20 protein-coding genes and 2 pseudogenes are annotated in these 23512 nt (G+C 72.2%); 12 read left to right on the forward strand and 10 right to left on the reverse strand.

Going from position 1 to position 23512, the window contains the following annotated elements:
* Positions 1-79 precede the first annotated feature (79 nt).
* Both AC0B61_RS18725 and AC0B61_RS18730 read left to right on the forward strand, forming a co-directional pair.
* A complete protein-coding gene (locus AC0B61_RS18725) occupies positions 80-721 on the forward strand; it encodes a DedA family protein (protein ID WP_471741795.1) in 642 nt (213 codons plus the stop codon).
* A 348-nt stretch (positions 722-1069) separates the two neighbouring features.
* Positions 1070-2728: an immunity 49 family protein gene (locus AC0B61_RS18730; protein WP_471741796.1), complete on the forward strand. Its 1659-nt coding sequence runs from the start codon at positions 1070-1072 to the stop codon at positions 2726-2728.
* A 240-nt stretch (positions 2729-2968) separates the two neighbouring features.
* Here the strand turns inward: AC0B61_RS18730 and AC0B61_RS18735 are convergent, their stop codons facing one another.
* Positions 2969-3343, reverse strand: a complete 375-nt coding sequence (locus AC0B61_RS18735; RefSeq protein ID WP_471741797.1) for a peptidoglycan-binding domain-containing protein — start codon at positions 3341-3343, stop codon at positions 2969-2971.
* Positions 3344-3599: 256 nt separating this feature from the next.
* On the opposite strand from AC0B61_RS18735, the gene AC0B61_RS18740 reads away from it, so the two are divergent.
* Complete coding sequence (locus AC0B61_RS18740) at positions 3600-4163, forward strand: hypothetical protein (RefSeq protein ID WP_471741798.1); 564 nt, start codon at positions 3600-3602, stop codon at positions 4161-4163.
* A 131-nt stretch (positions 4164-4294) separates the two neighbouring features.
* Here the strand turns inward: AC0B61_RS18740 and AC0B61_RS18745 are convergent, their stop codons facing one another.
* Entirely contained in the window at positions 4295-5752 is a 1458-nt protein-coding gene (locus AC0B61_RS18745; protein WP_471741799.1) for an MFS transporter, read from the reverse strand.
* Positions 5753-5861: 109 nt separating this feature from the next.
* Entirely contained in the window at positions 5862-6836 is a 975-nt protein-coding gene (locus AC0B61_RS18750) for an NADP-dependent oxidoreductase (RefSeq protein ID WP_471741800.1), read from the reverse strand.
* 101 nt (positions 6837-6937) lie between these two features.
* On the opposite strand from AC0B61_RS18750, the gene AC0B61_RS18755 reads away from it, so the two are divergent.
* Complete coding sequence (locus AC0B61_RS18755; protein WP_471741801.1) at positions 6938-8041, forward strand: GlxA family transcriptional regulator; 1104 nt, start codon at positions 6938-6940, stop codon at positions 8039-8041.
* A 748-nt stretch (positions 8042-8789) separates the two neighbouring features.
* Here AC0B61_RS18755 and AC0B61_RS18760 read toward each other — a convergent pair.
* Both AC0B61_RS18760 and rpmG read right to left on the reverse strand, forming a co-directional pair.
* Positions 8790-9041 carry a type B 50S ribosomal protein L31 gene (locus AC0B61_RS18760; protein ID WP_471741802.1) on the reverse strand — a complete coding sequence of 84 codons (252 nt, stop codon included), beginning with the start codon at positions 9039-9041 and terminating at the stop codon, positions 8790-8792.
* A 23-nt stretch (positions 9042-9064) separates the two neighbouring features.
* A complete protein-coding gene (gene rpmG, locus AC0B61_RS18765; protein WP_360501696.1) occupies positions 9065-9229 on the reverse strand; it encodes a 50S ribosomal protein L33 in 165 nt (54 codons plus the stop codon).
* Positions 9230-9379: 150 nt separating this feature from the next.
* On the opposite strand from rpmG, the gene rpmB reads away from it, so the two are divergent.
* From rpmB to rpsR, 4 genes are read left to right on the forward strand one after another with little or no spacing between them, the layout of a single operon-like run.
* On the forward strand, positions 9380-9616 hold the full coding sequence (rpmB, locus tag AC0B61_RS18770; RefSeq protein ID WP_471741803.1) for a 50S ribosomal protein L28: 237 nt from the start codon (positions 9380-9382) through the stop codon (positions 9614-9616).
* The gene (gene rpsN, locus AC0B61_RS18775; protein ID WP_471741804.1) at positions 9616-9921 is read left to right on the forward strand and encodes a 30S ribosomal protein S14; all 306 of its coding nucleotides are present in this window, start codon (positions 9616-9618) and stop codon (positions 9919-9921) included. Before rpmB ends, rpsN begins: the two co-directional genes overlap by 1 nt.
* Positions 9918-11090 carry a CobW family GTP-binding protein gene (locus tag AC0B61_RS18780; RefSeq protein ID WP_471741805.1) on the forward strand — a complete coding sequence of 391 codons (1173 nt, stop codon included), beginning with the start codon at positions 9918-9920 and terminating at the stop codon, positions 11088-11090. The genes rpsN and AC0B61_RS18780 overlap by 4 nt, the downstream gene beginning before the upstream one ends.
* Before the next feature lie 38 nt (positions 11091-11128).
* Complete coding sequence (rpsR, locus tag AC0B61_RS18785) at positions 11129-11371, forward strand: 30S ribosomal protein S18 (RefSeq protein ID WP_471741806.1); 243 nt, start codon at positions 11129-11131, stop codon at positions 11369-11371.
* A 218-nt stretch (positions 11372-11589) separates the two neighbouring features.
* Here rpsR and AC0B61_RS18790 read toward each other — a convergent pair.
* Positions 11590-11724 (reverse strand): annotated as a pseudogene (locus AC0B61_RS18790) (50S ribosomal protein L32); the annotation flags it as partial.
* A gap of 5 nt (positions 11725-11729) precedes the next feature.
* On the opposite strand from AC0B61_RS18790, the pseudogene AC0B61_RS18795 reads away from it, so the two are divergent.
* From AC0B61_RS18795 to AC0B61_RS18810, 4 genes and pseudogenes are all read left to right on the forward strand, one after another.
* Positions 11730-11909, forward strand: a pseudogene (locus AC0B61_RS18795) (TetR/AcrR family transcriptional regulator); the annotation flags it as partial.
* Positions 11910-12032: 123 nt separating this feature from the next.
* Positions 12033-13646, forward strand: coding sequence for a restriction endonuclease fold toxin-2 domain-containing protein (locus AC0B61_RS18800; protein WP_471741807.1), 1614 nt, complete (start codon positions 12033-12035; stop codon positions 13644-13646).
* 18 nt (positions 13647-13664) lie between these two features.
* Positions 13665-14054, forward strand: a complete 390-nt coding sequence (locus AC0B61_RS18805; RefSeq protein ID WP_471741808.1) for a hypothetical protein — start codon at positions 13665-13667, stop codon at positions 14052-14054.
* A 393-nt stretch (positions 14055-14447) separates the two neighbouring features.
* Positions 14448-14813, forward strand: coding sequence for a DUF488 domain-containing protein (locus AC0B61_RS18810; RefSeq protein ID WP_471741809.1), 366 nt, complete (start codon positions 14448-14450; stop codon positions 14811-14813).
* Positions 14814-14876: 63 nt separating this feature from the next.
* Here the strand turns inward: AC0B61_RS18810 and AC0B61_RS18815 are convergent, their stop codons facing one another.
* The 4 genes from AC0B61_RS18815 to AC0B61_RS18830 form a co-directional block, all read right to left on the reverse strand.
* Positions 14877-15617, reverse strand: coding sequence for a Type 1 glutamine amidotransferase-like domain-containing protein (locus tag AC0B61_RS18815; RefSeq protein WP_471741810.1), 741 nt, complete (start codon positions 15615-15617; stop codon positions 14877-14879).
* A gap of 154 nt (positions 15618-15771) precedes the next feature.
* A complete protein-coding gene (locus AC0B61_RS18820; RefSeq protein ID WP_471741811.1) occupies positions 15772-17829 on the reverse strand; it encodes an aconitate hydratase in 2058 nt (685 codons plus the stop codon).
* A gap of 568 nt (positions 17830-18397) precedes the next feature.
* Positions 18398-19636 carry a tetratricopeptide repeat protein gene (locus AC0B61_RS18825; protein WP_471741812.1) on the reverse strand — a complete coding sequence of 413 codons (1239 nt, stop codon included), beginning with the start codon at positions 19634-19636 and terminating at the stop codon, positions 18398-18400.
* 29 nt (positions 19637-19665) lie between these two features.
* On the reverse strand, positions 19666-23511 hold the full coding sequence (locus AC0B61_RS18830) for a hypothetical protein (RefSeq protein ID WP_471741813.1): 3846 nt from the start codon (positions 23509-23511) through the stop codon (positions 19666-19668).
* Position 23512: the final 1 nt, after the last annotated feature.

The raw sequence follows: 23512 nt of genomic DNA on the forward strand, positions 1-23512 counted from the left end.
TCCTCGCCCGACGGGGCCATCATGGGGAGAGCGTCACATCAGGGCGGAAAGAGGCACGATCGCCGACGAGGTAGAGCCGATGCACTCGATCACCGACTGGCTGCGCGGCCTGTCCGGCCCGGTCGTCTACGCGGCCGTCGGTGGCATGGTCTTCACCGAGGACGCCCTGTTCTTCAGCTTCTTCATCCCCGGCGAGACCGCCGCCGTCCTCGGCGGCTTCCTCGCCCACCAGGGCCGGGCCTCCCTCGGCTGGATGGTCCTGGTCGTGGTCTGCGCGGCCATCCTCGGGGACTCCGCCGGCTACGAGATCGGCCGCCACCTCGGTCCGGCGTTCCTTCGCACCCGCCCGCTGCGGCGCCATACCAAGCAGGTCGGCACGGCGCAGGACCTGATCCGCCGACGCGGGCCGGCCGCCGTCTTCGTCGGCCGGTTCATCGCCTTCTTCCGCCCGCTGGTGCCCTCGCTGGCCGGGATGTCCCGTATGCCGTACCGCCGGTTCCTGTTCTACAACGCCGTCGGCGGGATCGCCTGGGGCGTCGGCTTCACCCTCCTGGGCTACTTCGCCGGAGCCGCCTACACCAGGGTGGAGGGCACGGTCGGCCGGGTCGCCGCCATCGTGATCGCCGTGATCATCGCCGCCGCCCTGCTGGTCTGGTACGTGCGGCGGCACCGCTCGCGGGGCCGTGAGTCGTCGGACGACAGCGGCGGACGGAATCCCTGAACCGTACGGCCCCGACCGGCCCGACCCGACCCGTACACCCGCAGCGTCGGCCTTCGGCCCGCCTCCCCGGCCTTCACCGTCCAGCTGCGCCTGCCCGGCCAGCGGCTCCTCGCCCGGATGACCGGCTCAGCGCCCGGATGACCGACTCAGCGCCCGACGGTCTGGTCCGGCGCGTCGCCCGGGTGACCGGCACGATGAGGCGAACCGTCGTGCGGGACGTTCGCGGCATGTCCTGGTCCTGGTGGGGCGGGCGGTGTGCCGACGAGATCCTGCGGACCACGATGTCCGACCCATTGCCTAGGCTGGGGCCAGGTCGATGTTCAAGTCGATGTTCAAGGGGGCAGGGCTGTGCGGATCGAACGGCACCAGGTGGACGCGGGGCGGGTAGCGAAGGCCCGGGAGGACTTCGTGAACCGGATCGGGAGGCAGGTCCACTCCTACTCCCGCGCCGACCTGATGACCACCACCGAGTGGCAGCTGATCGCCGACTCCTTCCTCGACTACCTCGGCGCCCTCTCCACGGTCCGGCCGGACCTCGACACCCCCGAGGCAGAGGCCGTCCTCAAGGACGCAGCCGAGGCCGCCGCCGGTGCCGTGTCCTTCGCCGCCTACTATCCGCACGACGGCTTCCACGTCTTCCTCGACTACCCGAACTTCGGGATGAGCTACAGCCGTGAGGACGGGCGGGAACGCGACCCCCGCCACCTGGTCACCGCCCGGGAGTGGCTCGACGCCTTCTGCCTCGCGATCGTCTCGGACAAGGTCTCCGCCCACGGCGAGGCCTTCTCCTGGGCCCGGCAGCTGATGCCCGACGGGCCGCTCACGCCCGACCGCGAGCTCGTCGACGGCTTCCTGGCCCACTTCTTCGAGGAAGTCGACTTCTCCACCCCCCGGGAACCGCAGCCCGGCCTGCGTGCCCTGCGCGCCCTGACCGACGGGGAACGCGAGGCCTTCGACGCGGCTCTGCTCGCGCTCCTCCAGGACAGCCCGCACGGCACCGGACCCCGCGGCCTCCTGCCGCTCGTCCCGATCGCCCTGGCCGCTCTCGCGTACCGCACCTACGGGTGGACTCCGGCGGTCGACACCGACTACCTGCCCCACGCCCTGGTCACCGGCTTCGAGACCCCCGGCCCGCGCGTCCACGCCTTCGGCCGTGACGCGCGCCCCGACGCCGTGGCCCGGCTCGCCGCCGGGCCCGTCGACCTCGACCGGCCGAGCCCGGCCCGGCCGCTCAGCCCGGAGAGCGAGGCGCGGTTCGAGCGGCGCACTCGGGAGGCCATCACGCCGAAGGAGGGTGAGCCGCCGGCCGCGTGGGAACTCACGGGCGCCCTGCGCTGCCAGACCCACCTCCTCGCGGCGCGCGCCTCCCAGTCCTCCGACGCCACCGACGCCCAGCTCGCCAACCTGCGGCTCGGCTCCCGGCTGGGCGCCGCCGTGTTCCGGGTGGCCCTCGCCGACCCGGGCACCGAGGCAGAGGTGACGATCGACGGCCGCACGCTCCGCTTCCCCGCCTGCCAGGACACGGACTTCGGCCCGGCCTTCTGGGAGACGGCCCTCTCCTACGCCCTGATCACCGGCAACGCCGAGGACCTCGAGCCGCTCCTCCTGGCGGGCCCCACCATCGCCGCCGAGGACCGCTCCCCGTTCGCCCCGTACCGCACCGCCCTGCACGACCACCTCCGCGGCACCGACCCGCGCCCGGCCACCGAGCAGGCCCTGAAGGCGGTGGAACGCGCCAGGGGCCAGGGCTTCCTCCCGCCCCCGGTCATCCTCTTCTCCCAGCTCGTGGAGGGCGACGAGACCAGCTTCAACCTCGCCCTGCTGGACGCCCTGGAAGCCCACCGCGACCACCACTCCGTAGCCGACCGTGCCACCGCCCCCGACGCCGCGCTCAGCCTCGGCATCCTCGCCCTCGCCTGCCACGCCCGCCGCAGCCGCGGCTGGGCCGTCCACCTCCGGTCCCCCTACCTCCCGCCGCGCCTGCTCGAGGCGGCCGGGCGTACCTGACGGACAGTCCGCGCCCGTCCGGCGGCGCCCGTCGCGCCGGGCAGCCCCGGGCAGGGCGATCAGAGGATGCGCAGCCGGGCGGGGCCGATGTCGCCGACCGGTTCAACCGTCGCCCGCCGCCCACGCGGAACGCTCGGCTGGGAAACCCCAGCCGAGCGTCCGGCCTGAACTCCTCGCGGCCTCGACGACCGACCACGTATCCCGCGCGGGCTCACTTCCCGTCAAGGGCCGACGCTGTTCCTACCGGCTGTCTCCGCAGTGGGGGTAGGCGTTCACGGAGCTCCACCAGTCCAGCGCCCCCCAGGTCTGCGGACCGACCTCGCCGTCCACCTGGAGGTACCCCATGCACTGCTGGAAGTAGCGGACGGAGTCCAGGGTGGCCTGGCCGAACGACCCGTCGACGGCGATCTTGGCGCGGGTGTCGGGGTTGATCGAGTAGTTCAGCTCGCACTGGAGTTCCCGTACGGCGTCGCCGGTGGCACCGACCTTCAGCAGCGGCTCGCTGGTGCTCCAGTCGGAGCAGCGCGACCCTGCGGCGTTGGCGGTGCCGGCGGTGGCGACGGTGCCGGCGAGGAACAGACCGGTGGCGGCCAGCCCGATGATGATCTTGCGCATGGTGTGTTTCCTCCCGTTGGCGTGCGCCGCATCGGCGGCGCAGCGTGCGCCTCGACCCTAGCCAGCGGGTTCCCCCACGGGGTATCCAATCGAGCGCCGTTTTCGTGGGCCAATCGGACAGCGGGAGGCCGTCCCTCGGCCCCTGGATCGGACGTCGGTGAGGCGACGGTGAGGTGACGGTGAGGTGACGATGAGGCGGCCAAGATCAGCCCCGGCGTAGGCTCTCGCCAGATCGCAGCCGTCACGAGAGGCAGACATGGGCCAGAAGATCATCCGGTTCTCGGACCTGACCGGTACGCACGTGGAGAACGACGACGACCTGGTGCGCATCGTGGTCCGCCAGCACCCCGACCTGGCGGACGGCCCGGTCGAGATCGAGGCGCTCAGCAGTGAGCTGACCGCGGTGGAGGAGCTGGCGCTCGACCTGGTGACGATCGAGCTGCACTACCCCGATGCCGACGAACCGGAGACGGTCGTGCTGGAGGCGGAGGCCTTCAACCGGTTGGCCTCCGCCGCCCCGATGGCCGAGGTGCTGCGCGGCGCCAAGAAGGTGGCCCGCACCATCCCGAGCCAGCCGGCGCCGGCCGGCACCAAGGAGCGGGTCAACTACGCGAGCCTGGAGCACGCCGGCAGGCCGCACAAGGGCCGCACCACCGACGCCGAGAAGCAGCTCGTGCAGCAGCACCTGGACGAGATCAACGAGCGGCTGACCTCCGAGGGCGTCCGGACCATCGACCTGAGCAACGCCGAGCACGTGGCCCGCTACGGCCTGGAGGCTCTGGCACAGGAGCGCGGGGAGCGCGGTCTGACGCTCGGCTGAACCGATGAGCGACAGATCAGGGCTCGGCGCAGCCACCGCTGCGCCGAGCCCTGATGCATCCAGAGAGTCGTGTGCCCTGCTGCCCGCCGTGCAGGTGTATGCGCACGATGTGCCCTGGTAGGAGTGGCTTCTCAGGACTCTGTCGCCGGGGCCTTCGGCAGGAGGAAGACGACCACGCCCGCGATGACGGCGATGACGAACACCGCGAAGGACGCGACGGCGAAGGCGTGGCCGGCGGCGGCGATCCTGCCCACGGCCGCTGGGTGGAACGAGCCGAAGAAGACCGCTCCGATGACGGCGACCCCCAGCGCTCCGCCGCACTGCTGCGCCGTGGAGAGGACCCCTGACGCGACACCGGCGGACTCCGGCTTGACGCGGCTGAGCACCGTGTTGAGCGCCGGTGTGATGACCAGCCCGCCGCCGATGCTCTGCAGGACGAGGGTGGGGATCACGAGCAGCGGAGTGATCCGCGGGCCGGACACCAGCAGGACACCTGTCGCCAGGTAGCCGCTCGCGAGGACGACCGCCCCGATCTCGAGGACGCGTCGCCCGTACGTCGGGATGGTCCGGCTCGCCACCATGCTGAACACGAAGAACGCGGTGGCCGCGGGCGCGTAGACCAGGCCCGCGCCGAGCGCCGACATCCCGAGGCCTTGCTGCATCGTCACCGACAGGGCCAGGTAGTACGAGTAGATCAGCGCGTACAGGGCGACGACGAGGACGATGCCGAGCGAGAACGAGCGCTGTGCGAACAGCGCCAGCGGTACCAGCGGATCCCCGCCCCGGCGCTCCAGGCTGCGCTCGACCGCGACGAACAGGCCGAACGCGGCCGCGCTACCCGCGAAGCAGGCCCAGGCCCACCACGGCCAGCCCGCCTCCTGCCCCTGGATCAGCGGGAGCACCAGGAGGAAGAGGGCCGCGCTGAGCGTCAGGACGCCGGGCAGGTCCAGCTTGCGGGTGGCAGCCGAGCCGGTCCGCGGCACGTGGCGCACGGCGAGCAGGAACAGGACGATTCCGATCGGGACGTTCACCCAGAACACCAGGCGCCAGCCGGAGCCGAACAGGTCGGCGCCGATCAGCAGTCCGCCGACGAGCTGCCCGCCGATGGTGGCCATCCCCATGACGATGCCGAGCACGCCGTACACGCTGTGCCGCTTCGCCGCCGGCACCAGCACCGTGACGTACGCGAACACCTGGGGGACCATCAGGGCGGCTCCGGTGCCCTGGACGACCCGTGCGGCGATCAGGCTGCCCGCGTTCGGTGACAGGGCGCACGCGACCGATGCCACGGTGAACAGGGCCACCCCGAGCAGGAAGACCCGCTTGCGGCCGTACAGGTCGGCCAGGCGGGTGGCGGTGATGATGAAGACCGCGTAGCTCAGCTGGTAGCCGGCCAGGATCCACTGGACATCGCTTGCGGAGGCGTGCAGGTCCGCTTCGATCGCGGGGTCCGCGACCACCACGATGAACGAGTCGAGGACCGCCATGAACAGGGCGGCCAGGATGACCGCCATCGTCATCCACGGAACGGCGCCGGACGTCGCGGCCACGGCCGGCGGGCGGGCTGACTGCTGCTGAGTACTTGCCACGAGGAGCGACCTCTTTGTTCGTCAGGATTGTGCAGTGCTTGGGGGTTGGGGCCCCGGGAAGCGCGGGGGCCGGAGCCCGGAAAGCCCGGCCGGCGCTGGTCAGCGCCGGTCAGCGGTGATCCGAGGAGTTGGCCGAGGGGTGACCGACGGTGAGCACCAGCTTTCCCGTGGTCCTCCCGGTCTCACCGAGCTCGTGGGCCCTGGCGGCGTCCGCCAGCGGGAAGACGGCGTCGACGTGGACCTTCAGCCTGCCGGTCTCGACCAGGTCCGTGATGGCCAACAGTGCCTGCCGGTCGGGCTCGACCAGCATGAAGCCCGAGCGGATGGAGCGCGCCGCCGCAGCCGAGGCGATCGCCTCGGTCTCGCGGGCCGGGAGGGTGATCAACGTGCCGCCGTCGCGCAGCACCGACAGCGAGCGCTCCTGGTAGTCCCCGGCGATCGGGTCGATCACCACGTCCACGTCGGAGACCGCCGAGGCGAAGTCGACCGCGGTGTAGTCGATCACCTCGTCCGCACCCAGCCTCCGCACGAAGTCGTGCTTGCCGGCGCCGGCCGTGCCGATGACGTACGCGCCGAACGCCTTGGCGATCTGCACCGCCAGGTGCCCCACGCCACCCGCCGCAGCATGCACCAGGACCCGCTGACCCGCCCGCAGGGCCGCCGTGTCCACCAGGGCCTGCCAAGCCGTCAGCGCCGCCAGCGGGAGGGCCGCCGCCTGCACGTGGTCGAGCCCGACCGGCTTGGGCGCGAAGTGGCGCGCCGGAGCGGCCACGTACTGGGCGTAGCCGCCGACCATCCGCGGGAAGCCCGGCATGCCGTACACCTCGTCACCCGGCCGGAAGAGCGTCACGCCGAGGCCGACGGCCTCCACCACGCCCGAGACGTCCCACCCCACGATGCCGTCACCGGGGATGAACAGGGCACCGACCGCCCGCGTCTTCCAGTCCACCGGATTGACGCCGGCCGCGTGCACCCGGACCAGCACCTCCGTCGGGCCGGGTACCGGCCGCTCCCGCTCCACGACCTTCAGGACCTCCGGCCCGCCCGGCTCCTCGAAGGCCACGGCCAGCATCTTCTCCGCCATCTGGATCCACTCCCCGTCTCGTTCCCGTTCGATCGACAGCCTGGCGTCGCCGAGTACCCGAAACGAGTGGCCAGATCGCCAACAAGTGAGAGGATCTGGCCATGCGCCAAGACATGCATCAGACGCTGCAGAACGCCGCGCAGAACGCCGTGCAGAACGCCGTGCACCGCGTCGTCGTCCTCGCCCTCCCGGGCGTCGTCCCCTTCGAGCTCGGCATCCCCGGCAAGGCGTTCGGCCTCGCCCACGGCCCGGACCGCAAGCGGCTCTACGAGGTGATCACCTGCACTCCGGACGGCCGGCCAGTGCCCACCAGCGAGGACTTCTCGATCGCCGTCCAACACGACGCGAGCGTCATCGCCACCGCCGACACCCTGGTCGTGGCGGCCGTCGAGGACCCGATCGCCGCCGGTGACCCGCTCCCCGAACCGGTCGCCGCCGCACTCGCCCGGCTGCGCCCCGGCACCCGCCTGGTGTCGATCTGCACGGCCTCCTTCCTCCTCGCCGCCGCCGGGCTGCTCGACGGCCGGCCCGCCACCACGCACTGGGCGCACGCCGAACACTTCCGCCGGCTGTACCCCAAGACCCCGCTCGACCCCGACGTGCTCTACGTGGACGACGGCGACGTCCTCACCTCGGCCGGCGCCGCCTCCGGAATGGACCTCTGCCTGCATCTGATCCGCCAGGACCACGGCACCGAGGTCGCCAACCGGGTCGCACGCCTGTGCGTCGTCCCGCCGTGGCGCGACGGCGGACAGGCCCAGTACATCGCCCGGCCCGTCCCCGACGCGGCCGGCAGCGACACCGCCGGGGCCCGCGACTGGGCCCTGCGTCAGCTCCACCACCCCATCCAGCTCGCCGAGTTGGCCGCAAAGGCTGGTATGAGCGTGCGCACCTTCAGCCGCCGCTTCCTCGCCGAGACCGGCCAGACCCCCGTCCAGTGGCTCACCGCCCAGCGGCTCGAACTCGCCCGCCGGCTCCTGGAATCCAGCGACCTGCCGGTGGACCGGGTCGCCGAGCACGCCGGGTTCGGCAGCGCCTCCTCCCTGCGCCAGCACCTCGCCGCCGCCATCGGCGTCTCACCCGCCGCCTACCGCCGCACCTTCCAGGGCCGCGACCACGGCCCGGCCGAGCACCGGCCGGAGGCGGCGACGGTGGCGGGGACGGTGACGGGGACGGGTAACAATGCCGATCGAGCAACAGTCTGAGGAAGCGTTGCAGAGGCCACACCACCGCCGCCGCAGGCCATTCCCGGGCCTGCCACGCTCAAGCCCTTTGGACAATCTCTGCAGCTCATCTGAGACATTGAGACCATCGAGCGTTCGATGACGATCGAAAGCCGGCCAGGATCCGGTGCGCGTACTGATCCTCTGGGCCGAGCTCCTGGACCGCTTGATGGGCCTCCTCGCCCCCGCTCGTCCCTCCGGGCGGCCCGGCTGACCGATGCCTCCGGCTCCTGGGCCCCCGCGGATTGAGCTCCGGGAGGCGCCCCGCTCGGGCGAGCAAACTCAGGTGCCAGAGATGGTTGTTGTGTGCATAGTGATCGACGGAGTGGCACTCGGCACGTGCGCTCACCAACGTGATGGCCGTCTCCCAGTCCTCACGCTGTTCCGCTTCCCGGACCTGCTCGAACCACTCCATGGTTTTTCCCAGAACGCCCTCTCAGAGCATCCGCTCAGCCGTCGCCGCCCGTACACGCAGCGCCTCGGCCACCCGGTGATCATGCCAGCTCCGGTACTGAACGCCCAGCCGCCGAAGGGTCGTGCTCACTCCCGGGCTGAAGCGCTGAGGCACGGCTGACCGTCGAGTCGCGGAAAGCGAGGGAGGGCCTTCGCTGGATCTCCACGTCGGAGCTTCGTCGCGTCCCTGATCGGCCGGACCGGTGGTGTCGTGGGCTTCTGGCGCACTGGTTGAGCTGCCCCGGGCGGGTTGTCGGCCATCCGGGGCAGCGGGGGCTCAGCGGCGGGTGGTGCCGTAGCGGCGTTCGAAGCGTTCGACGCGGCCTGCGGTGTCCAGGACGCGGGACTTGCCGGTGTAGAAGGGGTGGCTGGCGGAGGAGATCTCGACGTCGATGACGGGGTAGGTGTTGCCGTCCTCCCATTCGACGGTGTGGGGGCTGGTGGCGGTGGAGCGGGTGAGGAAGGCGAGGCCGCCGGCCTTGTCGCGGAAGACGACGGGGCGGTAGGCGGGGTGGATTCCGGGCTTCATGGTGGGTGTCCTTCCGGGGGTGGTCAGCGTTCTTCGCGGAAGTCGACGTGCCGCTTGGCGACGGGGTCGTACTTGCGCAGGACGAGGCGGTCGGGGTCGTTGCGGCGGTTCTTGCGGGTGACGTAGGTGTAGCCGGTGCCGGCGGTGGAGCGGAGCTTGATGATCGGGCGCAGTTCGTTGCGGGCCATGGGGTCCTTGTGGTCCTTCCTCTGGCGGTGGCGAGAACCATAGCAAAATGAAATCCGTTTTCATCTAGGGTAGTGTCCGTGCTGCTTCGGCGGGACGGTTGCGCCCGGCCTGCCGAGCGGTCCCCGCGTGTTTCCCCGAACGGAGCCCCGATGTCCGCCCACTGCCAACTGACCGGCCGCAAGCCGGGATTCGGCAACGCGATCTCCCACTCGCACCGCCGCACCCCGCGCCGCTTCGACCCGAACATCCAGCGCAAGCGCTACTGGGTGCCCAGCGAGGGCCGGTACGTCCGGCTCACGCTCAGCGCCAAGGGCCTGAAGACCGTCGACACCATCGGTATCGAGGCCGCCGTGGCCCGCATCCGCGCCCGGGGGGAGAAGGTCTGATGGCCAAGCAGAGCAAGATCGCCAAGAACGAGCAGCGCCGCGTCGTCGTCGCCCGCTACGCCGAGCGCCGGGCCGCGCTGAAGAAGATCATCAACAGCCCGTCCAGCGCCCCGGGGGAGCGGGCCGCCGCCCAGGACGAGCTGGGCCGCCAGCCCCGCGACGCCAGCGCCACCCGCCTGCGCAACCGCGACAGCATCGACGGCCGGCCGCGCGGCTACCAGCGTGCCTTCGGCCTCTCCCGGATCAACCTGCGCTCCATGGCCCACGCCGGCCAGCTGCCCGGCGTACGGAAGTCGAGCTGGTGAGCGCGGTGCCCGAACACGTCAGGCTCCCCGTCGTCGTGGTGGCCGGCCTGCACCGCGCCGAACGCCGCCGCGCCGTCCAGGAACTGCTCGACGGCTGCGTCCACGGCGTCGTCCTCCACCACGACCTGCGAGACGCCGACCGCGGCACCGTCCACCGGGAACTCCGCGACGCCACCGGCACGATAGCGACGGCGGACGCCCCGCTCGCCAACGACTGCGCCTGCTGCGCCCTGCGCGAGGACCTGTTGCCCGAACTGCTGCGGCTGGCCGAGGAAGGGCAGCACGGGCTGGTCGTGGTCGAGCTGTGGGGCGGCAGCGACCCGCATCCGGCGGTGGAGGTGATCGCGGGCGGCGAGGTGGACGGCCGTCCGGTGGAGGAGTTCGTCGAACTCGCCGGTGTGGTGGTCGCGGTCGACCCGGACCGGCTGATCGGTGAACTGTCCGTCTCCGACGACCTCGCCGAGCACGGCGAGCACACCTCCCCGGACGACACCCGCACCCGCGCCGAGGCGCTGGCCCACCAGATCGAGTACGCCACCACCATCGCCGTCGCCCGCGGCGGCGAGGCGGGTCTGGCCATGCTGCGCCAACTCCACCCCACCGCCCGGCGGGTGCTGCTCGGCACCGGTGCGCTGCTGCGGGCGGCGCTCGGCGGGTTCGACGTGGCCGCGGCCCGGGACCGGGTCAATCCGGCGCTCGCCCTGCTGCCGCAGCAGGCCGACGAGGCGGGGGTGGCCACCCTGGTGTGGGAGCGGCGGCGTCCGCTGCACCCGGGCCGGCTGTACGAGGCGCTGGAGCTGCTGGTCCCGGCCGCGCAGCGCAGCCGGGGCCGGTTCTGGCTGGCCAACCGGCCCGAGCTGATGCTGGCCTGGGACGCCGCCGGGGCGAACCTCGCCGTCGAGGAGTGCGGGCCCTGGCTCGCCTCGCTGCCCGACGCGGCCTGGGAGCTCTACCCGCCTGCCCGCCGGGCCGCCGCGGCCCTGGACTGGCACCCCGCCCACGGTGACCGCGTCCAGCAACTCGTCTTCACCGCCGAGGGCCTGGACGTCGACGGGCTCACCGAACTGCTCGACTCCTGCCTGCTCACCGACGCCGAACTGACGGCGGGGGAGGCCGGCTGGAAGGCCCTGCCCGACGCCTTCGAGGACCTGCTCGAAGGCGTCTCCTGACCAGACCTGACCAGACCTGACCAGAGAGGGGAAAACCGATGGTCAAGCGCCCTGCCGGCGGACGACCGCTGAAGCCGCGCCCGAACCCGCTGTTCGAGGCCGGTATCGAGTACATCGACTACAAGGACACGAACCTGCTGCGGAAATTCGTCTCCGACCGCGGCAAGATCCGCAGTCGCCGGGTCACCCGGCTGACCGTCCAGCAGCAGCGGGCGATGGCCCGGGCGATCAAGAACGCCCGCGAGATGGCCCTGCTGCCCTACGCCTCGACCACCCGATAGAAGCTCCCGATGGCCGTCCCCAAGCGGAAGATGTCCCGGTCAGAATATGAATATCATTACCAAAGATTGACCGAGGGGCGCGGCCGCTGCACCGGCGCCGCTCCCCGCCGCCGGGACGGCACCACGCGTCGACGAGCCCTGGAGGTCGGAGCCGTCACCACGGCTCGCGGCCTCGAACAGTCGGGGCCGCAGCGCGTACGCTGCGGCCCCGTCCTCGTTCAGTTCTTGATCAGCCCGCGTTCATAGGCCCGGACCAGGTTGCGGGGCACGAGCTGCTCGCGCCCGTCGACCGTGATCGGGACGAGCTGCGGAGCGGCGGCCTTCCACTGCGCGCGCCGGTGCCTGGTGTTGCTGGTCGCAGGAGGACCACCTGATCGCGCTGTTCACGGGAAGGGCGCACAACGGGAGCGTCGTAACGTCCCACCAGGCGCAACGCCTGGCTGTCGCGCTAAGGGCGCTGTTCGTCGGCCTCAGTCAGGGCGTCACCCTCGGCCTCGCGCACGGTGCCGACGAGCAGTACTTCGCTGCCGCTGCCTGAGCGTTGGCATCCGACAGGTCCCTCATCGACCACGATGCGGACGCTTCGTGATGCACGTCCGGCTCACGGCGGACGGGGTTGCGGAACCGGGCCCCGGAGTGCTGTCGTCGCACATCGAGGTGCATGCCGGACCGGCGGGAAGGGGACAAGCGCGTGGCAGGCGTATCGACAGGGCCTGGATTCGAAGTCGACCCGAACGTTGTGTTCCAGGCGTCACTCCAGTTCCTCGACACCAAGGACTTCGTCTACAACATCGCTGACGGAATCGTCGGTGATCTGGCCTCCACGGCAGGCATGGCCGGCGACGACTCCGTCGCCCACTCCTTCGCCGGCAAGTACGAGCCCGCCGCCAGAACCATCGTCCAGGCCATCGGGAAGGCCGGGCAGGGTATGGCCACCGTATCGAGCCGCCTGTTGACGATGGCGTCCAACTACCTTGCCGTCCAGGACACCGTTGCCGCAGCCTTCACCGGAAAGATCAACACGTCGTCAGGCCTCGCCAAAGGGGCCCAGCAGTGCGAACCGAACGAGGCCCACAACAGTCTGCCGATGGTCACCGGCAGCAAGGAGGTCCACGAGATCCCGGTCATCGGGAAGTTCTGGCCCCAAGGCGACCCAACGCGGCTACGCAGTGCCGCACACGTCTGGGAACACTGTGCCTCACTGATCGACCAGGCGCAGCGCAATGCCGGTCTGCACTCGGCGGAGGTGACCGCCAAGTGCTCGGGGGACGCGGTCGAAGGGTTCAAGAGCTATGCCGCCACCGTGTTCAACGCCTGCCCCGCCGCCGGAACAGCCGCATCGTCCAAGCTGTCCCTGATGGAGAACATCTCGGCCGCGTGCCGAGAACTGCAGGCCATCTGCAACGACTACGCGAAGGCGATCGACGACTGCCAGAACACCCTCATCGCGCTCGGAGTGACGGCCGGCGTGGTGACCACCGCCGGGGTCCTGCTGACCGTGTTCACACTCGGGGGATCGGACGCCGCAGCGGCCGCCGCCGATGCGGCCCTGGCCGCTGACGCGGCGGTCGCGGCCGAAGCCCTGGCCACGGCCGAAGCGGAGATGGCCGCGGCGGCCGCGGTTGCCGAGGCCGAAGCCATCGTGTCGTCCCTCGCCGCTCGGCTCGTCGTGCTCGCCGGCACGGCCACCGCCGCAACCGCGGTCGCCGGCGTCGACTCGGCCGGCGCCGCGACACCCGGCAACCCGCAGAACCTGGCGGGACAGAGCTCGCCGGCCAACCCCGCCGTCGGCCCGATTCCGCCCCCGCCGGAGCCTCGCCCGTACCCGCTCTACGACGGGGCGCAGCAGACGGCAGCCAGGACCTGGATCGAGGGCATGGACCAGCGGGCCCCGAACTACGGGACTGCGGACGACCGCGCCTACCAGGTGAAGGTGGCGGGCACGCCGGAGCGGCGGGTCCTCGGCGCGGACGGCGAGAAGGTGTGGGCGGACGGCTTCCGACCCGCCGACGGTGCGCTGATCGACGCGAAGAACGTCCGCAAGAAGGGCTGCAGCCCACGATCCCTCGAAGGCCTGCAGGAGGGGAAGTTCAACGTCCAGTTCGTGCTGGGAGACGACGAGTCCGAGCTCTCCCGCTACCAGGCCGCGATCGACAACCCGGCCAACCACGCCCAGTACCTGGAGGTCGACACTCCCGACAGCGCTACTGTCGGCTACTGGCAGTACCTGCTCGCGAAGCACCATGTGAAGAGCAACGTCCGTGTGGTCCCCTAACTCGGCAAGGAGCTCCTGTTGGACACCATCTACGTCGGCGCCGCGCCCGGAACGACCTGGCCGCTCACTCCGGGAGAAGCCGAAGCGCACCTCCGTGACCGCTTTCCCGGCCTGGAATCCTGGTTCAAGCACGCGCCGGTGAGCGAGAAGGACTACATCGACTTCGACGTCGAGGTGGGCGGCATGGTCCGCCAGTGCAGCTATTTCGAGCGGGGCCAGCTGATCCTGCGCGACGGGGATCCCACGGTGTGGGCCGACACCATCGCCTGGTTCCTCGGTCTCCTGCCGCCGGAGGCGCGGACAGTGGCGATGGTCGCGTCGAACCCGGACAACGTCCGGGTGATCCCGCCGGGCTCCGGTGCCCGGGACATCCAGGAGTTGCTGCAGCCGCTGTTCGACCTGGACTGACGCCACCGTTCGTTGGTGGACTGCCGCGCTGCCTATTGAGTCGGCGGTGTGCGGCGGAGCCACCGCCGGGTGAGGATTCTCCTGATCCGGGCAGACGCCCTCGTGGGATGCCCGTGGCGTTGCGGGCCGAATCCCGGTGTCCCTGTGCCCGATCTGTCAGGAGTGACCGCAATGACCACCACGTCCACCACGTCCACGTCCAGACCCGCCTTGTCGCACGCCCTCGCACAGCCGTGCCCGGTCTGTGGACACCCACGCCACTGGATTCTCGGCGAGACCGCCGTCCCGACCGGTCACCGGACCGTCGCCGGGCAGCCCGAGCCCTGCCCCGATCCGCACTGCCCCGGGGCGAATGCGCTCGGCTCAGCCGACTGACCCGGAAGGAAGCCCCCCATGGCCGTACAAGTCGCCTACCGGCGGATCTACGAGGAAGCCTCGCCACAGGATGGGCGGCGGGTGCTCGTCGATCGGGTCTGGCCGCGTGGGATGACGAAGGAGGAAGCCGACCTGGACGAGTGGCTGCGCGACGTCGCCCCGTCGACCGAACTGCGCCGCTGGTACGGCCACGAGCCGAGCCGGTTCGCCGAGTTCCGCCGCCGCTACCTGGCCGAACTGCGGGATACCGGACACCGCGAGGCGGCCGGCCACCTGCGCGACCTCGCCACCGAGGACAAGCTCACGCTGCTGACCGCCACCAAGGACGCGGACCACAGCCAGGCCGCCGTACTCGCCGAATGGCTGGCCCAGCGGAGTCGCTGACCGACGGCGGCCCCAGCTCCCCGCACCCGACTGCACCTGGGCAAACGAGCCCTGACCGCGTCGTCAGCGCCGCAGCGAAGGGAGCCGGCGGGGTTCGACGCGCTCCTCGACGGCCGACTCCCCGTCGCGCACGACGACGTAGGCGCCCTTTCCTGCCACCTCCGTAACAGCTTCGACCAGTTCGGTTCCGCGGTAGACCAGGCCCACCCCGTCGTCAGTGCAATGCGTGACGGGCAAGGTGCCATCGGCGACGAGTCGGTGGACCATCGGGCGGCGTCCCTTGTCACTGTCGTAGTGGACGCCGTTGCCGTAGGGCAGCAAGCCCAGGGCGTTGGTGAGCGGCCGCAGTTCAGGCCCGAAGGAGTCGGTGGGGCCGCCCTGGAACCAGCAGATCGATCCCGCGCTGACACCGCTGAGCACGATCCCGGCCTCCCAGGCGCGTCGGAGGATCGTGTCGAGCCCGTGGACGCGCCAGACCGCCAGCAGGTTCGCCACCGAACCGCCCATGACCCAGACGACATCCTGATCGAGGACGGCGCCCTCGACGTCCTCCACGTTCGGCATGGGAAAGAGCTGAAGCGGCGTCAGGTCGAATTCGGCGACCCGTGCGGCCTCGGCCATGCGTGCGGTGAAGTGCTCAGCGTCGCCGATCGCCGTACCCACGTACATGACCCGGGGACGACGCCCGTGGACCCCTGACAGATCGACCGCGTGGTGCACGAGCGCATCGAAGGCCACCCTGGTGCGGTCGCCGGCGCGGTGACCACCGGAGGTGGCGAGGATCGTGGGCTCTGACGCAGTCATGGCTCACGACCTTACCGAGCCGCCCTGCACAACCCGAACGGGGGCAGGGGAGGAGCCGCGTCGACCCGGGCTCACGTCGACCCCGGGCCCGAGGCGGTCCTGAAGGACAGCCCGGACCGCCACGTAACCCGCAGCACACCGTAGCCCGTGGCCCTCAGTGCGCGCCGGCGAGGGCCGGGATGATGCCGCCGGCCAGGATCGCTTCGCGCTGGCGCTCGGAGAGGTGGTGGGTGACCCGGTAGTCCTCGTGCCGGGTGGCGTTGTGCACCCAGAGCGCCGGCTCCTGCGGAATCGACGGCTCCGGACGCTCCGGCTCCGGGGCCACCAGCAGCTCGTCCGTCACGTCCACCACCAGCTCGTCCTCGCGCGTCAGCACGGGCTCGTGAGCGCGGCCCAGCGCCTCGAAGAGCCCGTCCATCCGCAGCACGTCGCCCTGCTCGATCCGGTCGTAGTCGGCCGGATCGGCGAACTCCACCGCCAGCACACCGAAGTTGGCCAGGTTCTGCCAGTGGATCCGGGCGAACGACTTGGCGATCACCACGCGGAGCCCGAGCAGCCTCGGGGTGATCGCGGCGTGTTCGCGCGAGGAACCCTGACCGTAGTTCTCGCCCGCGACGATCACGTGCACGCCGGCCTCCCGGGCCCGACGCGGATACCCGGGGTCGATCCGGGTGAGGGTGAACTCGGCGAGCTTGGGCAGATTGGAGCGGTACGGCAGGGCCTTGGCCCCGGCCGGGGAGATCTCGTCCGTGGAGACGTCGTCGCCGACCTTGAGCAGCACCGGGCCCTCCAGGACGTCGGGCAGCGGGTCGAGGTCGGGCAGGGCGGAGATGTTGGGGCCGCGCTCCAGTTCGACCAGGGCGGCCCGCTCCGGTGGCAGCGGAGCCTCCAACATCGCCCGGTTGACCGACGCTCGCTCCGGCAACTGCAGGACGACCGGCGGGGCGCCCTCCCGCAGGGCCCAGGCCCGGGGATCGGTGATCACACCGGTGAGCGCGGCGGCGGCAGCGGTCTCCGGCGAGCAGAGCCACACCGAGTCGTCCGAGGTGCCGGAGCGGCCGGGGAAGTTGCGGGGGAAGGTGCGCAGCGAGTTCCGGCCGGCGGCGGGAGCCTGGCCCATGCCGATGCAGCCCAGGCAGCCGGACTGGTGGATGCGGGCGCCGGCGGCGATCAGGTCGAAGGTGGCGCCGGTGCGGGTCATGTCCTGGAGCACCTCGCGCGAGCTGGGGTTGATGTCGAAGCTGACCCGTCCGGAGGTCTGGCGGCCCTTCACCATGGCTGCGGCCATCGCGAAGTCGCGCAGTCCGGGATTGGCGGAGGAGCCGATCACCACCTGGTGGACCGGTGTGCCGGCCACCTCGCGGACCGGGACGACATTGCCGGGGGAGGTGGGCATGGCGATCAGCGGTTCGACGGTGGCCAGGTCGATCTGCTCGGTGAGGTCGTAGGCGGCGCCGGGCTCGGCGGTCAGCGGGACGAAGTCCTGCTCCCGGCCCTCGGAGCGGAGGAAGTCGCGCACGGCCTCGTCGGCGGGGAACACGCTCGCGGTGGCGCCGAGTTCGGCGCCCATGTTGGCGATCACGTGCCGGTCCATGGCGGTCAGGCCGGCCAGTCCGGGGCCGTGGTACTCGAGGATCCGGCCGAGGCCGCCCTTGACGCCGTGGCGGCGCAGCAGCTCCAGGATGACGTCCTTGGCGCTGACCCAGTCCGGGAGTTCGCCGTCGAGACGGATGCCCCAGATCTGCGGCATCCGCAGGTACAGCGGCTGGCCGGCGATGGCGAGGGCGACGTCCAGGCCGCCGGTGCCGATGGCGAGCATGCCGAGTGCGCCGCCGGCGCAGGTGTGGGAGTCGGAGCCGATCAGGGTCCTGCCCGGGATGCCGAAGCGCTGCATGTGGGTCGGGTGCGAGACGCCGTTGCCGGGTTTGGAGTACCAGAGGCCGAAGCGCTGGGCCGCCGAGCGCAGGAACAGGTGGTCCTCGGCGTTGCGCTCGTCGGCCTGCAGGATGTTGTGGTCGACGTACTGGACGCTCAGCTCGGTGCGCACCCGGTCCAGGCCGAGCGCTTCGAGCTCCTGCATCACCAGGGTGCCGGTCGCGTCCTGGCACAGGGTCTGGTCCACCCGCAGGCCGATCTCCTCGCCTGCGGTCATCCGGCCTTCGACGAGATGGTTCGCGATGAGCTGCTGGGCTGCGGTCAAGGGTTCAGTCATGGCTCTCGCTTCCTCGGATCTCGGCAGCGCCACCGGTGCACGGCATGGGCGACCAGGACGCGGCGCGGGTGGCCGCCCGGATCAGAAAGGGCACGCCCGTCCATCTCGCGACCTCCGCCACCTCGACGGATCGGAGGCGCCCCTGTTCGGCTCGTGCCCGGGGCGCGGTCGTTCTAACGCCTGTGGCGGATGCCTCGCTGTCCGGAGTCAACCCTGACCGTCGACGTGCTCGGCCGGCAGAAGGCGGCCCTGCGCCCCGGGCCCGTCCGCGCCCCGCTCGCGGACCTGGTCCCGGATCGCCCGACGGAACAGCTCCTGCCGCTTCGCCGCGTCCTCTGTGCCGCCGTCGTTTCGTTCGAAGCACCACGGGCAGGCGCGGGACAGCTGGTCGGGGCGGCGAGCGGGATGCGCGGTGTCCGCCCGGCCATGCGAGCGGGCCGCGAGGAGGTGGCGTGATGGCGGAGGAGGTCCTTGTCCCGGTCGGCGGATCGGCGCTGTCCGGCGACCTGACCTTGCCCTCGAACCGCGCGGCGGTGGTGGTGTTCGCTCACGGCCGTTGGTGGCCTCGTCATGGACCGGCGCGCCTGAGTTCCGCCAGATAGGCGTACACCTCGGGGAGCTTGGGGTGCTGCGGGCCGCCGAGGCGCACCAGGTCCGCGATCAGCCGTTCGGTCGCCGCGATCGCCTCGGTGAGCCGCCCGGCCTGGTCGTAGCCGGAGATGAGGGAGATCAGGGCGTCCAGGGTGCCCGGGTCGTCGAGGCCCCGGCTGTGTTCGCGCGCGGCGAGGGACGCCTTCAGGTACGGCAGGGCCACCTCCGGGCGGCCGGCTTCCAGGTGGGCGATCGCGAGGTTGTGGTAGCGGTAGGAGATCGCGTCGCTGTCGGCTCCGTGGATCTGCTCGAAGCCGCGGACGACCCGTTCGTAGCACGCGATGGCCCCGTCGAGGTCACCGGCGTCGTGGAGGAGGTGGGCCAGGTTGTCCACCCAGATGTAGGTGGTGAGGTGGTCCGGGCCGAGGAAGCGCTCCTTGTCGGCGAGGATCTCCCGGCACAGCGCCGTGGCCTCTGGCCGGCCCGCCTTGCGGTAGGCGGAGAACAGTTTCTGCTTGCGGGCGTCCAGCTGTTCGCCGCCCGGCGGCAGGAGGTGCCTGCTGCCGGCCACCGTCTCCTCCAGCAGGGCGGTCGCCCGGTCGGTGTCGCCTGCCGCCGCGTAGGCGTCCGACAGCTTCTCGCGGCGGTCGAGGATCCGCTCCTCGTCGCGGTCGGGACCGAGTTCGCTGCCGTCCAGGGCCCGTTGCAGGTACGGGAGGGCCTCGGTCGGGCGTCCCGCCGAGAGGTGGGCGCGTCCGATCCCGTCCAGGGTCAGCAGGGTGTCGCGGGCGTACGGGCCCAGGGTCGCCGTCTGGTGGTCCAGGTTGACCAGGAACAGGGGGATCGCCCGGTCCTGCATGTGCGTGTCTCCGGGCGGGGCGGCGGCCGACCAGACGCACAGGAAGAAGGCGTAGTTGTAGCGCAGCCGCAGGACGTCGGGGTGGCCCGGGCCCAGCCGCCGTTCCGCGTCGAGCAGGTGGTCGCGCGTGCGCAGGGTGGTGTCCACGCCGAGGTGCGTCGGCCCCTCGTCGTCCTCGCCCAGCCGGAGGTCGAGGGGGTCTTCCGGACCGCCGGACTCCGGCGGCGGGTCCGGTGGCCGCTCGGGGTGGCCAGAGTGCCCGGGGTGGTCAGGGCGCTCGGAGTCGTCAGGATGCTCGGGGTGCGTCGGCCTTCCGGGGTTCGGCGGGGTGCCCTTGGCGCGTCTCCTGCGGAACATTCGCGGTCACTCTCCCTGCCTCGTGGCGGTCATCTGGGGGCTCCGAGGTCCCGTACGAGCGCCAGCAGTTCCCGGATCGCGGCCGACGGCGCCCTTCCCCGGTCGAGGTAGGCGCCGAGGAGCTCCCGGTCTGCCGGGGTGAGCGAGGCGAGCGGCCTGCCCATGAAGGAGAGCGGGTCGCCGAGGTCGTGCACGGCCGAGCCGTGGACCACGTGGCGGCCTCCGGGCGCGGCGGCCAGCAGGCGCGGCGGGTCCTCGTGCGACGCCCCCGCGAGCAGGCGCGGCGCCGGTACCGGGGCGAGGGCGACCGAGTCGTGGAAGTGCGTGCTCGCTCCGCCGCGGGACCGGCCGCCGACGACGCGCCATCCGGGGACGGCGATCAGGTCCTCCAGCGGCGGCCCGACGTGCCAGGCGGTCACCGCGGTCCGGTCCGACTCCTGCTGGAACAGGTAGACGCCGCCGGTCGACGCGGCGGTGACGAACTCCTCGGGGGACAGGAACACCGCGGACTCGACCGCGCCGTGCTGCTCGGGCACCCCCCACCAACCGTCGGCCGACAGCGGCTCCAGGACGGCGTCGGTGAGGAGCACGCGGCGCCGGTCCGCCAACAGGAGCCGCTCGCCGGAGGGGTCGACGGCGTGGACGGTGATGTGCTCCAGACCGAGGCCGTCGGACAGGTCGACCGGCTCCAGCCGACCGTCGTGCGTGCCGATCAGGGCCGCCGTCGTGCCCCACAGCAGGACGACGAAAACGCGTGAAGTGGCGAGGATCCGGGCCCCGTTGAGGGCCCGGCCGTGCGCGAGGACCTCCGCCCCGTACGGCCCGTAGCGGACGAGTTCCGGTTCCGCCTGGTACGGCTGCGTGAGGGCGACGACCGCGTCGGCGCCGAGGCAGGTCACGGCAGCGGAGCCGGACCTGCGGTGGTCGGCGGACCAGAGCACGGAGCGGGAGCGGAGGTCGTACACGTCGATGCGGGTGGCGAACACGCCGTCGGGGTGCGCCCCGCGGGGCAGGTACGCCTCCCGGACCATGACCGGCGCCCGCCCCGGCCCTCCGGGGGCGAAGGAGAGCAGGCCGGCCCCCGTCAGACCGGCCGTCCCCAGGCCCAGCCGGTCGGGCAGCCGCCATACGGCCTGCTCGGCGGCGGCGCGGGCCGTACGCTCGGCGGCCCGCGGCCGGTGGCGCCACGAGGTGAGCCGGGCGACCAGACCACGGGGGTCCTCGGGCGGGGCCCAGTGCTCGGGCGGGTGGCGGTGGGCGATCCGCAGCGCGTCGGTGACGGGGACCGCTTGCATGAGGCTCCAGAGCCCCGCCGGGTTGTCGGCCCGGACGAGCCGCTCGGCCACCGCGTCGATCTCGGCCGGCGATCCCCAGGCCACGCGGTCGGCGCCGCGCCGCTCCCGTAGGTAGAGCAGCGCGGTGCCGATGGCGCGGCGTTCGGCGTCGGCGGCGTCCAGGCCGTCGGCGGTGTCGAGACCGTCGGCGGTGTCCGGAAGGCGGGCGAGGCGTTCCCGGTGCAGGGCGAGGCTCTCCTCGACGATCGCGGTGGCCTCTGCGTGCCGCTCCAGGGCGATGAGCTTGGCCGCGGCGTCGTCGAGACGGGCGGCAAGCAGGTCCTTGAAGCGGGGGCCCACCTCGGCGAGTTGGCGGTAGAGGTGGATGGATTTCAGGAGCGCGTCGACGGATTCGGCGGGCCGTCCGGCGTCCCACAGGTACAGGCTCTGGGTGTACAGGACGCCCGCGAGTTCCTCCCCGTGGCCGGCCGGGTCGAGGGCCGCCATCTGGGTCAGGTACTCCACCATCCGGCCGGCGCCCTCGGCGGCCTCCGCCGAGCGCCCGGACTCGGCCAGCAGGTAGCCGTTCACCATCTCCAGGCGGTTCAGGTCCGTGGCCAGGGCCAGATACAGCCTGGGGTCGCGGTCCAGCATCTGCCCGAAGAGCCGCTGTGCCTCGGCCACGGACGCGTGGGCGCCCGCCGCGTCCCCGGTCTGCCAGAGCGCGAAGGCGAGCCGGGTGTGCGCCTGGGCCAGGGAGCCCAGGACCTCGTCGTCCGCCGTGTCCTGCTCCAGCAGCCCGATGGCCTCGCGGAGGAGTTCGACCTGGCGCTCGGAGCCGATCTCCCGGATGAAGAGGCCGCCCAGGTTGAGGAGGGCTCTGGCGTAGTCGGGCCGGTGTACCGGATCCTGCCGGGCGGCCTCCCGGGTGAGCCGTACGACCTCCTCCATGAGCGCCAGCGCGTCGCTCCGGCGGTCCGCCCTGAGATGGCCGGCGACCAAGCCCGGTAGGAACCGGGCCCGTTCGGTGGGGTCGGCGGCCCCTTCGAGGCGGCGGCTGGCGAGGCGCGAGGCCAGGGCTGCGGCACCGGTCTCCACCCGCACGTCGCGCGAGGACACCAGCGGCTCGACGGCCTCCAGGACGTCGAGGTCCACGGAGTCGAGGGCGGCGAGCGCGGCCAGGACGGCGTCGCCGCCCCGGACGGCGAGGGCGGGGTCGCGGCGCAGCAGCGGGAAGAGGACGGCGGGGCCGACGTGCGGCCAGCGTTCGGCGGCGGCGGTGAGGAAGGTGAGGGCGCGGGGGGTCCAGGGCGGTGCGGCTCCTGCGTCGCGCTGGAGGATGCGGGTGGTGCCGGTGACCGACCACAGGTCGGTGGGGTATCCGGTGACGGGGCTCCCGGGGAGGGTGAGGGCGAGGTAGTCCTCGGCGAGCCGGTCGGGGAGCAGCGGTTCGAGTACGTGGGCGGCCGCCGGGTCGGTGGGTGGGTAGTGCACGGCGTGGGCCGTCAGCGCCTGGTCGGCCGGGGTCCGTAACAGGAGGCGGTCCAGAAGGGGCCGCGCGGCGTCGCGGCGCATCGGGCCGGTGAGGACGGCGGTGAAGACGGTACGGGCGAGGTCGAGGCCGCGGCGGTCGTCGGCGGCGGCGTCCGTGACCGGGGCGCCCGGAGCGCGCGCGTCGGGGCGGCGCCAGTTCTCGTGCTCGCGGTCGAGGAGGTAGGCGGTCATCCCGGCGAGGTCCTCGGGTGGTTCCCGGCCGGTGGCGCGGGCGTCGACGGCGGTGAGCGCCGCCATGTGGACGGCGAGGGTCAGCCCGAAGTCGGGGCGGACGAGGTCCTCGTGGCGCGGGCGGAGGGCTTTGAGGGCGCCGGGGTCCGGGTAGTGGGCGGCGAAGCCCCGGCGGGCGGCCTCGAACATCCGGGCGCGCTCCCCCTGGCGGCCGGAGTCGGCCAGCGGGTCCAGCGGCTGGTCGGAGAGGTCGGTGGGGCGCCGCCGGCGGCCGAGCTGGGCGCGCAGGGCCGGCCAGGGCCGCACGGAGCGGGCGATGAGCAGGACCCGCGCGGGGAGTTCGCCGCGCAGGAGGCCGTTGTGGAAGAGCCAGGCGAGGTGGGCGTCCGGCCAGCGGTCGGCGTAGTCGACGAGGATCAGCACCCCGGCGCGGTGGTCGGTGCGCAGGTCCTGGCTGCCCTCGGCGGGCGGATGGTTGTCGGTGCCGTGCACGGCGTCGACGACGAGCCAGCCGGCGGCGGCGCATTCGGCGGCGAAGCGGGCCGCGAGGCGGGACTTGCCGGCGCCGCCGGGGCCGTGCAGCCACCGCACGGCCGTCCGCGCGGGCTGGTCGCGCCACGCGCGGAGCCGGCCCAGCTCCGCCTCGCGGCCGGTGAACTCCACGATCTCGCTGCGGGCGTCGAGCATCCTGCTGGGCTGGGCGCGCAGCCAGGCGGAGTCCCGCCGCAGGCCGTCGGCGGCGCCGTGGGTGTCGCGGGCGTACAGCAGGTAGACGGGGGTGCCGTCGCCGAAGACGTGGATGTCGGCGCCGACCGCGCCGTAGGCGAAGCCGGCGACGGCGCGGACCTCCTGGTGGACCTCGTCGGGGAGGTCCACG

It is taken from the genome of Kitasatospora sp. NPDC023385, assembly GCF_055664045.1.